A 13,160-nucleotide genomic window follows, 5' to 3' on the forward strand; every position below is an offset into this window, starting at 1 on the left:
TCAACATTGATGCTGAATGTTATTGCGCCATCGCGAGCAAGCTCGCTCCCACAGGTTTCGCCTTTTAACCGTTCAGGTTCAGGCTCAAGCCAGCATGTACACGTTGCGCAGGGTTTCCCGGACGTCGCATTCGCCCGTCCAGCCGGCCGGGAACAGCACCAGGGTGTTGGGGCGCACTTCAATCACTTCACCGTTGTCGTTACGGTAAGTGGCGTGACCCGCGATGAAGTGGCACAACTCGTCCCGGGGAATCGACAGCCGCCAGCGACCGGGGGTACAGACCCACAATCCGCTTTCCGGACTGTTGTTCGGGCCTTTGAACAGCAGACGGCCGCTGGAATGCGAGACGCCTTCGACGGCGTCGCTCTGCACGCCCCAATCCACCAGATCGGTGCGGCTGCTGACGGCTTCGAGGTACGGCGTGATACCCGCCGTGGTGGATGAGTCAGGCATGGTTAAGCACCTTGTCGAGAATCGCGGCCGCGTCTTGCGGCCCTTTGCGTGATTGCATCTGCGCGCTGGTGCGCTGCAAGCGTTGGCGCATCGCCTCATCGTTGAGGCAGGCGTGGAGTTTTTCCGCGAGCTGTTCTTCGCTCCATTCGTAACGGTCGAGCTTGAAGCCGTGACCGCTTTCTTCGGCGCGCATGGCGTTGTCGTGACCGTCCCAGACGTAGGACATGACGATGGCCGGTTTGCCGAAGAACAGGCACTCGGTGAAGCTGTTGTTGCCGCCGTGGTGGATCACCGCATCGACCTGGGCAATCACCGACGGCTGCGGGAACCAGTTGGAAATCTGCACGTTGTCCGGCAGATCGGTGTATTCGTCGAGGTGCTCGCCGACGTTGAACAGCGCCCGGTAAGGCAGCTTGCCCACCGCATCGATCAGGCGCTTGAGCAACTCGACATCGCCGGAACCGAGGCTGCCGAAGCTGGCGTACAGCAGCGGCTTGTCGTTGTTCGCGCGGAACTGCGGAATCTCGTAAGGCGTGTCGTGGCGCACGCAGCCTTGCAGGTAATGGAAGCGCTCGGCCGGCAGCGGATGGCGCCGGTCGAACTTGACCGCGTCCGGGTACAGCAACAGGTTCATGAACGGCGACGCTTCAAAGAACGTCCCCAACGGATAGGGCTCCTCACCGTGGGCCTGCAGGAACTGGTTGAAGTCCTCATGGATCGGCCCGACCACTTCTTCGAAGCGCTGGCGGAATTGCGCGTGGCCCGCCTTGTCGTCGATGCTCATGCCCGACAGGTGTGGCGGGATATCCGGGTCTTCGATCTCGTTTTCCGAGCAGGAAATGATCCGCACCCACGGCTTGCCGTATTGCTTGATCGCCGGGAACAGGATCACGTTGTCGACGCAGATCAGGTCGGGCTTGACCTTGTCCAGCACCGCCGGCAGGTCCTTTTGCGCCCACTTGGCGGTTTCGACAATGGCCGCCCAGCATTCCTTGACGTAGTTGTCGATCTGATCCAGTGGCGACTTGCGGAAGTTCGGGATGTGCCCGTTGATGAAGTCGACCCAGTAACGGGCCATCTCTTCGGCCGGCATCGGCGCCGACATGTTCACCATGTGTTCTTCAAAACCATAACCGGCGTACACACCGCTCATGCCCGGGTCGGTGAGGAACACCGCTTTATGACCCAGGGCTTCACACGCCTGGGCGATACCCACTGAGTTCAGCGCCGGGCCGTAGGCGGCTTCCGGAAAGAATGCGATCACTTTCTGTTTCATCGAGTGCTGCTCCTGCCTGGTCTTTTTATTGTTCAGCGTGTCAATACGCGGGCATGCCGGGCTTGCCAGCCCAGCCGGATGGTCGTGTCGATTGCAAAATGGGCGAATTCAAACTGTGAAGTCGGCACGCGCACGATCAGCGGTTTATCGCTGAGGGCTGTCTGCACGTGCAGGTTGGTGTCGAGGCCGTGGTAGGCGACTTCGACGATTTTTCCGCTGACCTGATTGGGGCAAATCCTGCCCTGCTCCGTCAGCACTTGCAGGCGCTCGGGGCGCACCACCACGGCGACGGACTGGCCGGACACCAGCGGTGCGTCGGTTTCCACGCTCAACTCCTGGCCATTCACGCGCACCGAGTGCTGGCCCGAGCGCACGCCTTCGAGCAGGTTGCTGACGCCGATGAAGTTGGCGACAAAACGGCTGTTGGGGTTTTCGTAGAGTTCGGTCGGACTGCCGCACTGGCACACCTTGCCGCCGTCGAGCACCGCCATGCGGTCGGACATTACCAGCGCTTCTTCCTGGTCGTGGGTGACGATGATGAAGGTGATGCCGCTCTCGTGTTGCAGGCGCTTGAGTTCCAGTTGCATCTTTTCCCGGAGCTTTTTGTCGAGGGCGCCCAAGGGCTCGTCAAGCAGCAATACCCGCGGGCGCTTKACCAATGCCCGGGCCAGCGCCACGCGCTGACGCTGGCCGCCGGAGAGTTGATCGGGCTTGCGCTCAGCCAGTTCACCGAGCTGCGCAGTACTCAGCACTTCATCGACCCGACGACGGATTTCCGTTTCCGGCAGGCGTTCCATTTCCAGGCCGTAGGCGATGTTCTTGCGCACGGTCATGTTGGGAAACAGCGCATAGGACTGGAACATCAGGTTCAGCGGACGCTTGTTGGCCGGCAACGGCGAGATGTCATTGCCGTCCAGGTAGATACAGCCACCACTGGGCGTCTCGAACCCGGCGAGCATGCGCAACAGCGTGGTCTTGCCGCAGCCGGACGGCCCGAGCAGCGCGAAGAACTCGTTCTCGCGGATGCTCAGCGACACCTCGTTGACCGCCAGACCGTTGCCATAAGACTTGCTGACCTTATCCAGGATCAGTACCGCAGATGAATTATTCATGGGTGCGAGGAGCCTTGTTGAGACGCTGCGAAGCCAGCAGCGCGGTGATGCTGACCAGCATCACCAGCGTCGCCAGAGCGTTGATTTCCGGAGTGACGCCAAAGCGGATCATGGCGTAGATCTGCATGGGCAACGTGGTCGAAGCCTGGCCGGAGCCGGAGTTGAAAAAGGCAATGATGAATTCGTCCACCGACAGGGTGAACGAGAGCAATCCACCAGCCAGTACACCGGGAAAAATCACCGGCAACAGCACCCGGCGGAACGTGGTGAACCAGCTCGCGCCGAGGTCGATCGAGGCTTCGAGGATCGAATAGTCGAAGTGCTTGAGCCGCGTGCGCACCACCGCGCAGACGAAGGCAATGTTGAACACCGCGTGGCTGATGATGATCGAGTGCAGGCCCAGGCCAACCTTGAGCAGGTTGAAAAAACTCAGCAGCGCAATCGCCAGGACGATGTCGGGAATGATCATCGGCGCCATCAACAAGGTGTCGACCACCTGCCCCTTGTCATTGCCCTTGCGGCGCAACTCGATGCCCAGCGCGAGGAACGTACCGAGCACGCAGGCAATGAAGGTGGCCGACAAGGCAACGATCAAGGTGTTGAGCGCCGCCGACAGGATCGCCGTGTTGTGCGCCAGTGCCGCGTACCACTTCAACGACACGCCGCCCCACGCCGTGGGCAACCCGGACTTGTTGAACGACAGCAGGATCAGCACCAGGATCGGTATATAAAGGAAGGCGTACACCAGGCCCAGGTGCGAACCCAGCACGGTGGCGCTGACAGAACGTGGCTGACTCATGAGCGCGCCCCTTCTGCACGACGGGCCACCAGGGCCTGGATGAACAACAGGATCAACATGATCGCGATCAGGAAGAAGCTCAGCGCCGCACCGAACGGCCAGTCCCGCGCCGTGAGGAATTGCGAATAGATCAGGTTGCCAACCATCTGCACCTGCTTGCCGCCCAGCAGGTCGGCGGTGATGAAGTTGCCGATGCTCAGCACGAAGACAAACACCGCTCCGGCGGCGATACCCGGCACGCTCAACGGCAGAATGATCCGGCGGAAGGTCATCCAGCCCGAGGCGCCGAGGTCTTTCGAGGCGTCCCACAGTTCGTTGTTGATCCGCGACAGCGAAGAGAAAATCGCCAGGATCACAAAGGGGATGTAGTTGTAGACCAGCCCCAGTACCACCGAGGCTTCGGTGTACAGCAGGCTGATGGGTTCGCCGCTATAACCGAACAGTTGCAGCAGGCGATTGATCAGGCCTTCGCGGTTGAGCAAGACGATCCAGGCGTAGGTGCGAATCAGGTAGTTGCTCCAGAACGGCAGCATAACCAGAAACAGATACACCGCCTGGCGCCGCCGTGGCGCCCGGGCAATCGCATAGGCCGCCGGGTAGCCGATCAACACCGCAAACACTGTGGCCAGCCCGGCGATTTTCGCCGACTTGAGCAGGATGCCCAGGTACAGCGGATCGAACGCGCGCTGATAGTTTTCCCAGGTGAACAACCAGTCGATGCCACCATACGCACCGCGTTCGACGAAGCTGTAGACCAGCACCAGCAGGCACGGAATCACCAGGAACATCAGCAGCCAGCCAAAGCCGGGCGCAAGAAGCCAGGCCGACAGACGCCTGTCAGCATGCAAAGCACTCATTAACCCTATCCTCCCGCCTCAGGACAGAGGCGGCTTGCGAGCGTGGCGAGGCATGCCGGGCATGCCTCGGATCGACGTGGCGTTAGTTCTGCGCCGCCATGATTTCGGTGACGGCGCGGGTGTAGGCCTTTTGCGTGGTGCCGCCCAGATCGCGCAATTGCTCCATTTTCAGCAGCTCGGCGGGGGCGATGGTCAGGTTGGGGTATTGCTTGAGCAGGTCCGCGGACAACCCGGCCATTGCAGCCTGGTTGGGGACTTTGTAGAGGATGTTTTCGGCGACCCAGGCATGGTTTTCCCGGGCCAGCATGAAGTTGATGAACTTGAAGGCTTCGTCCTGGTGCTTCGAACTTTTGAGCACCACCATGGTGTCCACCCATAGGTCGGAACCTTCCTTGGGCACCACGAACTTGATCGCCGCGTTGGCTTGCGTGCCGTAGTTGCACCAGCCGTCCCAAGCGTGGGCCATCAGCGATTCGCCGGAGGCCAGCTTGGAATAGAACGTGGTGTCGTCGAAGGAGAGAATGCGTTTTTTGGTGGCGATCAACTGGTCGCGAACCGCGGCGATCTGTGCCGGGTCACTATCGTTGACCGACCAGCCCTTGGCGAGGAAACCGGCACCGAGCATCCAGCGGTCGGTGGCCAGCATCGTCACTTTGCCTTTGAGGGCATCGCTTGGATTAAGCAGCTCGCTCCAGCTCTGCGGCGCCGGCGTCACCTTGTCGGAGCGATAGCAGATGCCCGTGGTGCCCCATGTATAAGGCACGGAAAACTGGTTGCCCTGGTCATATTCCAGGTGGGTGGCTTCGGGGTAGAGGTTTTTCAGATTGGGGACTTTGACCGGATCGATGTCCGCCAGCAGCCCCTGTTTGTGCAGGACTTCGGCGAAGGGCGAGGAGACGAACACTAGGTCATAGCCTTCACCGCCGGACGCCATCAACTTGCCCATTATTTCTTCGTTGGTGGCGTGCAGCGCCTTGTCGACGTCCACACCGCTGGCAGCCTTGAACTTCTCCAGTGCATCCGGGGCCATGTAGCCGTCCCAGATGGAAATCACCATGTCTTTCGCACTTGCAGCCTGTGAAGCGATCGCCAGGGAAACGGCCAATCCCGCGCACAGAAGATCATTCAGCTTGCTCATAAATACTCACCCGACGATTGTTTATTGTTGTGTTCGAAGGCAGTACGGCAAAACGAGAAACGATTGCTGGTGTTTTTTTTTAGAAATTAGGACCAGTATCAAAAGATGTCAACGCTTTTTTCCGGCCTGACGACTGGCCAGCGCATGACATAAGATGGGCAACTGAGTCCGACAGCGGATCACCACGAGAAAAGACGCTTGAGCACGACAGCCGAAAAAAAACCGCGCACCAATCACCTGGAACTGGCCCGCCGCATCCTCGATCACACCCAGGAAAGCGGACTGGTGGCCGGCGACCCGGTGGCTGAACAAGCCCTGGCCCGCACCTTCCAGGTGTCGCGCACGCTGATTCGCGGCGCGCTGAAAGTGCTGCTGGAAGAAAACCTGCTGAGCCATGAAGCCGGCAAGGGCTACCGATTGCTGGCCTCGCCGTCGGGCCAGGCGTTCAACGCCGCCCTGCCCCAGGCCGAGGAAGAAGAGCTGGCCGCTTCGGTACTGCGCGACCGCATGGCCGGGCGTCTGGGCGACAGCATCAGCATCAGCGAACTGATGCGCCGCTACGACATCGGCCGGCCTGCGGCGCAAAAAGCCCTGCAGCAATTGAGCGAAAGCCAGGCCATCGAGCGCGGCCCCGGCCAGTCCTGGCTGTTTCGCCCGTCGCTGAACAGCCTGGCCGCCCTCGAAGAAAGCCTGAAATTCCGCTTGATCCTCGAGCCCGAAGCCTTGCTCAGCCCGAGCTTCAACGCCGACCCGCAGCGCCTGGCGCTGTTGCGTAGCGCCATGCAAACCCTGCTCGCCCGCCCCGTGGAAGACTTCGATATCCAACAGTTTCGCGAACTGGACATCAGCTTCCACGAATTGCTGGCCCAGAGTTGCGGCAACCGCTTCATCAGCGACGCCCTGCTCCAGCATCAAGGCCTGCGCCGCCTGCCGAACCTGCTGCCATCGGTCAGCGTGCACCGCCTGCAAGAAGCCCTGCGCGAACACCTGCAAATCATCGCGCAGATCGAACGCGGACAGATGGAGATCGCCGCCGACCTGCTGCGCCTGCACCTGCGCCTGAGCGCCGCGCAGCGCCCGCAAACCGCCAACCGTGGCATCCCGCAAAGCCATCTGTTTGGGCGTCGTTAAGCGCCCCGCAAAAACATGATGATTTTTTTTTGAAAATAAGACAGCATCAAAAACACCTTCAGGAGCGGCGGGTCTGACCCGCCATGGACAGTCCCTCGCCATGCAAAAACAAAAACTGATCGCCCTGTTTCCGGAAGCCAGTTTCGGCGCGGCCTTGAACTGCATTGGTATCGCTCAGTCGTTGCGTGAGCTGGGCGCCAAACCGGTGTTCATCTGCCATGAGCATTTCCAGGGGCTGTTCGCCGAATATGGATTCGACGAGTACCCGATTCCGCAAGTGAGCCCGTTGTCGGCGGCGGAACACCAGCACTACTGGGAACGCTTCATCGAGCGCAGCATTCCCTACTTCGACCAGACCCCGCTGGCGCAGATCGACAGCTACGTGGCGCCCGCCTGGGAAGCCATCATCGACACCGCCATCGAAGCGGAAAAACCCTTGCAGCAGCTGCTCGGCCGCCTCAAGCCCGACGTGATCGTGCTCGACAACGTGGTGATGTTCCCGGCCATCGCCAACGCCGGCTGCCCGTGGGTGCGGGTGGTGTCCTGCGCCGAGACCGAACTGCCGGATGCCGCTGTTCCGCCGTACCTGTCCGGGTGTCTGGCGAGTGACACCGAGGCCTGCGAGCGTTACTCCGGGCAGTACCTGAAGGCTGTCGCACCGGCCCATGAACGCTTTTCGCAATTTCTCCTCGGCAACCATACGGCGCCCTGTCCTGCGGGGCAGTTCCTCACCGATTCACCCTGGCTCAACCTGCTGCTGTCGCCGACGCCTGTGCGTTATGAACGCCGGCAGCCGCTCGATCCGCAGCGCTACGTCTACCTCGATGGCTGTGTACGGCGGGAAGCGCCGTACATCGTCCCGGACTTCCCACGGCACAACGACGCACCGCTGATCTACCTCAGTTTCGGCAGCCTTGGCGCCGCCGACACCGGGATGATGAAGCGCCTGATCAGCACGATCGAAACCTTGCCCTATCGCTTCCTGGTCAACGTCGGCGCCTACCGCGACATGTACACCACCGTGCCGGACAACGTGTACCTCGACAGCTGGTTTGCCCAGCCGGCAGTGCTCAAGGAATGCGATGTGTTCATCCATCACGGCGGCAACAACAGCTTCTGCGAGGCGCTGTACTTCGGTTTGCCGTCGCTGATCATTCCGTATTGCTGGGACGGCCACGACAATGCCGCACGGGCCGAGGAAGTCGGCGTCGGCCGTTACCTGCCGCGCTTCGCCGATCCACTAACCGACCTGCCCGCCGCCCTCGAACAGTTGCTGGCCGATCAACCGATGAAACAACGCCTCAAATCGTTCAGCGAGCGCATGCAGGCGACCCGCGGCACCGACATTGCCGCACGCGCGATTCTCGCTCTACCCGATCTCTAGCCATAACAACAAAAACCGTCGGGCAACCGAACGCAATCGTCGCTGCCCGACACACTGCCGGAGTTTCAGCATGAATGCCCCATCGCGTCTCGATTCGCCAGGCAACGTCCTGCCCCATCCCTTTTGGCAGGACACCGTCACCCCGCCATCCGCCGCACCGTCCGTAGCCGGAACAGTGCAATGCGACCTGGCCGTGGTCGGCGGCGGGTTCACCGGATTGTGGACGGCCCTGCTGGCTCGCCAGCGCCAACCGGGTTTGAGTATCGCGATCATCGAGGCGCGGCGCTGCGGTGGTGAAGCCAGCGGACGCAATGGCGGGTTCTGTGCACCAAGCATTTCCCATGGAGTCTCCAACGCCCTCAAGCGCTGGCCTGAAGAAGCAGAGCAACTGATCCGACTGGGCCGGCAGAACCTCGATGAGTTGGCCGCCGACCTGCAGCGCTTCGGCATGCACGTCGAATTCGAACGCCAGGGCAAACTTAACGTGGCCAGCCAACCGTGGCAGGTCGACGGCTTGCGTTCAATGCAGCGTAACTACGCCCGCTTCGGCATTGACTGCGAGTGGCTGGAAGGCAGAGGCCTGGCCCGGAAACTCGACTCCCCGGCGTACGTGGCGGGCCTGTTCGAACCCAACTACGCCCTGCTCAACCCGGCAAAAATGGCCGCCGAGCTGCGTCGCGTCTGCCTGGAGCAAGGGGTTCAACTGTTCGAGAACAGCCCTGTCTTGCAACTGGATGCGGACAAAGACAGCTTGCTACTGCGCACAGCCAACGGCGAAGTGATCGCCGGGAAAATCGCCCTCGCCACCAACATCGCCCCGCCGTTGCTCGGGCACCTGAAGTCGAGCGTGATTCCGGTCTACGACTACAGCCTGGTCAGCGAGCCGCTGAGCAATGAGCAACTGGCGGCCATAGGCTGGACCGGACGCTACGGCATAGCCGATTCCGGCAATCAGTTCCACTACCTGCGCAAGACCGCCGACAACCGCATTCTCTGGGCCGGCTTTGATGCCATCTACCATTTCGGCGGGCGCCGTGACGAAGCCCTGACCCAGCGTCCGCAAAGCTTTCAACGCCTGGCCGAGCAGTTCCACCAGACTTTCCCGGCCCTGGGCAATGTGCGTTTCAGTCACGCCTGGGGCGGCATCATCGACACCTCGGCACGCACCACGATGTTCACCGGTTGCGAACATCAGGGCCGCGTTGCCTATGCCTTGGGCTTCACCGGGCAAGGAGTATCGGCCAGTCGCTTTGCCGCGCTGAACATGCTCGATCTGTTGGCCGGCGAGCGCACCGAACGCACCGAGTTGCTGATGACTTCCAAGGCACCGTTTCGTTTTCCGCCCGAACCGTTGCGTTATGTCGGCGTGAAACTGGCCCAGCGTTCTTTGGCGCGGGAAGACCGCGACGGGCACCGCGACCTGCTGCTCAAGACCTTCGATGCCTTTGGCATCGGTTTCGATTCCTGATCCGGAGACCACCATGCCCACAGCCTTGCCCCGGCACGTCATCGACTTCGCCCGCGACCTTGCACCCCGTGAAACTGAAATCAACGACCCGGCCGTGGTCGACGCGCCTTATCGCAGCAAGAGTTGGCGGCACTTTGTGGCGCCGGAGAAAAACGCCGTGGCCGGCATCTGGGAGGCTGGCCCGCACCGGGAACGTTGCCAGTGTGATTACGATGAGCTTTGCCACATTCTGGAAGGCACAGTGCGACTGACCGATGCCGACGGAACCAGTCGAACGTTCGGGCCGGGAGACTCTTTCGTCGTAGCCAGTGGATTCAACGGCACGTGGGAAAACCTCACGCCAGTGCGCAAGGTGTATTTCATTCTCGGATAACCCGGTAGTGACGGGGACGTCAGGCTACTGATGTACCTGATTGCGCCCGTTGCGCTTGGCCTGGTACAGCGCGTCATCGGCACGGGTCAGCAGGCTCTCCGGGGTGTCTCCGGGTTGAGCATGGGCCATGCCGAACGAAGCGGTGATGGTGTCCAGCACGGTGTCGGTGCCTCGGGCCTTGACCCGCAGCGACTGGATTTTCAGACGCAACCGCTCGGCAAAAGCGCCCGCAGCGGCCAGATCCGGGCAATCCTTGAGCACGACACAGAACTCCTCACCGCCGTAACGCGCCGCAAAGGCCTCGGCGGGCAGCGAGTCACGCAACACCTGGGCGACATGCTGCAGCACGCGGTCGCCCAAGGGGTGGCCGTACTGGTCGTTGAATTGTTTGAAGTGGTCGATATCCAGCATCACCAACGCCACGCCGGTCGCCGCGTTGCTCATTGCCTGTTCAAGCTTGTGGTTGAAGGTGGTGCGGTTGAGCAATTCGGTCAGGCCATCGAGGGTCGCGGCCAGTTGGGCACGCTCCAGTTTGTCGCGCAGGCTTTTGATTTCATGCTGTGCCGATTGCAACTGGGCGAGAAAGTGCTCCTGCTGCCCCTGCATCAGCCGGGTGCTCTGTTGCAGCTGGATCAGGATGCTTGGCAAGCGCTCGCTGGCCGGCTCTTCAAGCATTTGCAGGTATTGGCCAAGGCTGGCCTGGAAGTTCTGGTTACCTTTCACGCTGCGCGAAACATCGCGCTCCATGTCGTCGACCAGGTTGATCGCGTCCTGTTGCCCGGAGCGGGCATCCGCCAGCTCATCGCGGATGATGTACTCGCGAAACAGCCGGGTGGCCGACTCCGGCGGGAAACAGTCGAAGTCGGCCACCACCCGGTCCAGGTGCCGATTGAGTTCCGGCTCCTGGCCTTTGCTGTAGGTGTACCAGAGCGCGTAGTGCACCGGGTTGGGCGGAATGTTGTGACGAACCATCAGCGGCACTGCCTGCTTGAGCAACGCCGCCGCCTCGCGGGAGTCTTCTGGATACAGCGCTAGAACAGTCGCACGCGTGTCGGATTGGCTCATGGCTTCACTGTGGTTGTTTTTATTTGGCGATTGGTAAACGTGCTGAGCATAACCATACGCCTGAAAAACGGCCATCCCTGACGCTCACAACCGTTCAACCCGATACGCCGGCCCCGGATGCCCGATCAACCGTTGGTTGGCAGCAACCCGGCCATGTTCTGGCGCCGACGGTAAGCCGTATCACGGTTCGCCAGCCAGTAGTACAGCGGTGTGGTGACCAACAGACCGACCAGCCACGACAGGTCCGCACCGTCGATATGCACCGCCACGGGGCCGGTGTAGATCGGCGTGTTCATGAACGGGATCTGCACCACGATGCCAATGGCGTAGGCCAGCAGCGCCTGTGGATTGAAGCGGCCATAGATGCCGCCGTCGACGCGGAAGATCGAGGCGATGTCGTAGTCGCCCTTGTGGATGGCGTAGAAGTCGATGAGGTTGATCGCGGTCCACGGCACCAGCACCACCAGCAAGGCCAGCACCAGGTCGACGAAATGCCCGATGAAATCCGCTGAAGCACCGATAGCCGCTACGCAGCAACCGGCCAGGATGATCAGCGACAGCACCGCCCGGCTCGAAGCAGTCGGAATCCAGCGGTGGGCGAAGGTTTGCAGCAAGGTGATCACCGAGAGCACGGCGCCATACAGGTTCAGGGCGTTGTGGCTGATCACGCTGAGCAGGAACAGCACCAGCATCAACGGGCCGATGGCGCCGGTCGCGAGTTTCACCGCATCCATGGTGTCCATGCCGACGGGCGTAGCCAATACGGCAACGGCGCCGAACACGAAGGACAGGATCGAGCCCAGCGACGAGCCGAGGTAAGTCGCCCAGAAGGTCGAGCTGACCTTGACGTCCTTCGGCAGGTAGCGCGAGTAATCGGACACGTACGGCGCGAACGCGATTTGCCAGAGCGCCGCCAGCGACACCGTGGCCAGCCAGCCGGAAATGTTGAAACTGCCGCGGGTCAGGAAGTCGTCGGTCTGCACGTGGGTCAGGATGTAGCCGAAACCCAGCACGATACCGAGGCCCAGCACCCAGGTGCCGATGCGATTGAGCACATGGATGAAGCGGTAGCCAATGATGCCGATGATCCCGGAGCCGAGGCCGCCGAGGACAATGCCGACCGATACCGGCACACTTTCGACCACACCATGCAGCGACTTGCCGGCCAGGACGATGTTGGAAGCGAAGAAACCGATGTACATCACGCCGGCAATCACCACCACCAGCAGCGCACCCAGCGAACCGAACTGGGCGCGACTCTGGATCATCTGCGGAATGCCCATCTGCGGGCCTTGCGCCGAGTGCAGCGCCATCAACACACCGCCAACCAGATGGCCAACGATGATGGCGACAATGCCCCAGACCAGGTTCAGGTGAAACAGCTGCACGCCGAGCGCGCCGGTGACGATGGGTAACGGCGCGATGTTGCCGCCGAACCACAGGGTAAACAGATCTTTGACCTTTCCGTGGCGATCCTCAGGGGGAACGTACCCGATCGTGTGTTTCTCGATGAGCGGGGCGGATGAAGCGGTGGTGGACATGACGAACTCCAAGGCAAGGATGAGTACGTGTTCGTACTTCGGTGTGCGCAAGGCGTACCTGCGCATTTCTTGTTGGAGGCGATCATGGACAAAGAGCGCGGGGAGGAAAATTAGTTAATTTGTGCCTTTAAACCTTAAAAAATATTGCGCAGTAATGGCTATTTATCAGCAGGAAAATCCAATAAAAATCAGAACGACGAAATCCCTGTAGGAGCGAGCCTGCTCGCGATGGCGGTGGATCAGTCAACGAAGGTGTTGGATCTGATGGCCTCATCGCGAGCAAGCTCGCTCCCACAGGGTCCTGTGTGCGCCATACTTTGTGGGAGCGGGCTTGCTCGCGATGGCGGTGGATCAGTCAACGAAGATGTTGGATCTGATGGCCTCATCGCGAGCAAGCTCGCTCCCACRGGGTYCTGTGTACGCCGTACTTTTGTGGGAGYGAGCCTGCTCGCGATGGCGGTGGATCAGTCAACGAAGATGTTGGATCTGATGSCCTCATCGCGAGCAAGCTCGCTCCCACRGGGTCCTGTGTACGCCGTACTTTTGTGGGAGCGAGCCTGCTC

Annotated in this window: 12 protein-coding genes; 4 read left to right on the plus strand and 8 right to left on the minus strand. The window is 61.0% G+C overall.

The features are described 5' to 3' along the window. Window positions 1-84: 84 nt before the first annotated feature. The 6 genes from AB4Z35_RS25750 to AB4Z35_RS25775 form a co-directional block, all read right to left on the minus strand. Window positions 85-453, minus strand: coding sequence for a cupin domain-containing protein (locus AB4Z35_RS25750; RefSeq protein ID WP_007999022.1), 369 nt, complete (start codon window positions 451-453; stop codon window positions 85-87). Further along, window positions 446-1,729: a nucleotide disphospho-sugar-binding domain-containing protein gene (locus tag AB4Z35_RS25755; RefSeq protein ID WP_442100152.1), complete on the minus strand. Its 1,284-nt coding sequence runs from the start codon at window positions 1,727-1,729 to the stop codon at window positions 446-448. Before AB4Z35_RS25755 ends, AB4Z35_RS25750 begins: the two co-directional genes overlap by 8 nt. Window positions 1,730-1,761: 32 nt before the next feature. Continuing rightward, window positions 1,762-2,841, minus strand: a complete 1,080-nt coding sequence (locus AB4Z35_RS25760; protein WP_442100154.1) for an ABC transporter ATP-binding protein — start codon at window positions 2,839-2,841, stop codon at window positions 1,762-1,764. Next, window positions 2,834-3,640 carry an ABC transporter permease gene (locus AB4Z35_RS25765; protein ID WP_007976115.1) on the minus strand — a complete coding sequence of 269 codons (807 nt, stop codon included), beginning with the start codon at window positions 3,638-3,640 and terminating at the stop codon, window positions 2,834-2,836. The genes AB4Z35_RS25760 and AB4Z35_RS25765 overlap by 8 nt, the downstream gene beginning before the upstream one ends. Then, window positions 3,637-4,497, minus strand: coding sequence for an ABC transporter permease (locus AB4Z35_RS25770; protein ID WP_223533131.1), 861 nt, complete (start codon window positions 4,495-4,497; stop codon window positions 3,637-3,639). The genes AB4Z35_RS25765 and AB4Z35_RS25770 overlap by 4 nt, the downstream gene beginning before the upstream one ends. 82 nt (window positions 4,498-4,579) lie before the next feature. Beyond that, window positions 4,580-5,635 (minus strand): polyamine ABC transporter substrate-binding protein, encoded by a 1,056-nt coding sequence (locus AB4Z35_RS25775; RefSeq protein ID WP_442100156.1) that lies wholly within the window; start codon window positions 5,633-5,635, stop codon window positions 4,580-4,582. Between the two features lie 198 nt (window positions 5,636-5,833). Here AB4Z35_RS25775 and AB4Z35_RS25780 point away from each other — a divergent pair, with 198 nt between their 5' ends. From AB4Z35_RS25780 to AB4Z35_RS25795, 4 genes are all read left to right on the plus strand, one after another. Then, window positions 5,834-6,766 (plus strand): GntR family transcriptional regulator, encoded by a 933-nt coding sequence (locus AB4Z35_RS25780; protein WP_442100158.1) that lies wholly within the window; start codon window positions 5,834-5,836, stop codon window positions 6,764-6,766. A gap of 100 nt (window positions 6,767-6,866) precedes the next feature. After that, window positions 6,867-8,150: a nucleotide disphospho-sugar-binding domain-containing protein gene (locus tag AB4Z35_RS25785; RefSeq protein WP_442100160.1), complete on the plus strand. Its 1,284-nt coding sequence runs from the start codon at window positions 6,867-6,869 to the stop codon at window positions 8,148-8,150. Window positions 8,151-8,220: 70 nt separating this feature from the next. After that, window positions 8,221-9,618, plus strand: a complete 1,398-nt coding sequence (locus AB4Z35_RS25790) for an NAD(P)/FAD-dependent oxidoreductase (RefSeq protein ID WP_442100161.1) — start codon at window positions 8,221-8,223, stop codon at window positions 9,616-9,618. A 13-nt stretch (window positions 9,619-9,631) separates the two neighbouring features. Next, a complete protein-coding gene (locus tag AB4Z35_RS25795; RefSeq protein WP_442100163.1) occupies window positions 9,632-9,991 on the plus strand; it encodes a cupin domain-containing protein in 360 nt (119 codons plus the stop codon). 24 nt (window positions 9,992-10,015) lie between these two features. On the opposite strand, the gene AB4Z35_RS25800 is transcribed toward AB4Z35_RS25795, so the two are convergent. After that, entirely contained in the window at window positions 10,016-11,056 is a 1,041-nt protein-coding gene (locus tag AB4Z35_RS25800; RefSeq protein WP_442100165.1) for a GGDEF domain-containing protein, read from the minus strand. Window positions 11,057-11,181: 125 nt separating this feature from the next. After that, window positions 11,182-12,597 (minus strand): purine-cytosine permease family protein, encoded by a 1,416-nt coding sequence (locus AB4Z35_RS25805; RefSeq protein WP_442100167.1) that lies wholly within the window; start codon window positions 12,595-12,597, stop codon window positions 11,182-11,184. Window positions 12,598-13,160: the final 563 nt, after the last annotated feature.

Origin of the sequence: Pseudomonas sp. KB_15 (genome assembly GCF_052114525.1) — a bacterium.
Taxonomy (GTDB): domain Bacteria; phylum Pseudomonadota; class Gammaproteobacteria; order Pseudomonadales; family Pseudomonadaceae; genus Aquipseudomonas.

Coding starts and splice junctions, on each gene's coding strand:
- AB4Z35_RS25765 (WP_007976115.1), bottom strand. CDS start 3,640: ATGAGTCAGCCACGTTCTGTCAGCGCCACCGTGCTGGGTTCGCACCTG.
- AB4Z35_RS25795 (WP_442100163.1), top strand. CDS start 9,632: ATGCCCACAGCCTTGCCCCGGCACGTCATCGACTTCGCCCGCGACCTT.
- AB4Z35_RS25790 (WP_442100161.1), top strand. CDS start 8,221: ATGAATGCCCCATCGCGTCTCGATTCGCCAGGCAACGTCCTGCCCCAT.
- AB4Z35_RS25775 (WP_442100156.1), bottom strand. CDS start 5,635: ATGAGCAAGCTGAATGATCTTCTGTGCGCGGGATTGGCCGTTTCCCTG.
- AB4Z35_RS25755 (WP_442100152.1), bottom strand. CDS start 1,729: ATGAAACAGAAAGTGATCGCATTCTTTCCGGAAGCCGCCTACGGCCCG.
- AB4Z35_RS25770 (WP_223533131.1), bottom strand. CDS start 4,497: ATGAGTGCTTTGCATGCTGACAGGCGTCTGTCGGCCTGGCTTCTTGCG.
- AB4Z35_RS25805 (WP_442100167.1), bottom strand. CDS start 12,597: ATGTCCACCACCGCTTCATCCGCCCCGCTCATCGAGAAACACACGATC.
- AB4Z35_RS25785 (WP_442100160.1), top strand. CDS start 6,867: ATGCAAAAACAAAAACTGATCGCCCTGTTTCCGGAAGCCAGTTTCGGC.
- AB4Z35_RS25800 (WP_442100165.1), bottom strand. CDS start 11,056: ATGAGCCAATCCGACACGCGTGCGACTGTTCTAGCGCTGTATCCAGAA.
- AB4Z35_RS25750 (WP_007999022.1), bottom strand. CDS start 453: ATGCCTGACTCATCCACCACGGCGGGTATCACGCCGTACCTCGAAGCC.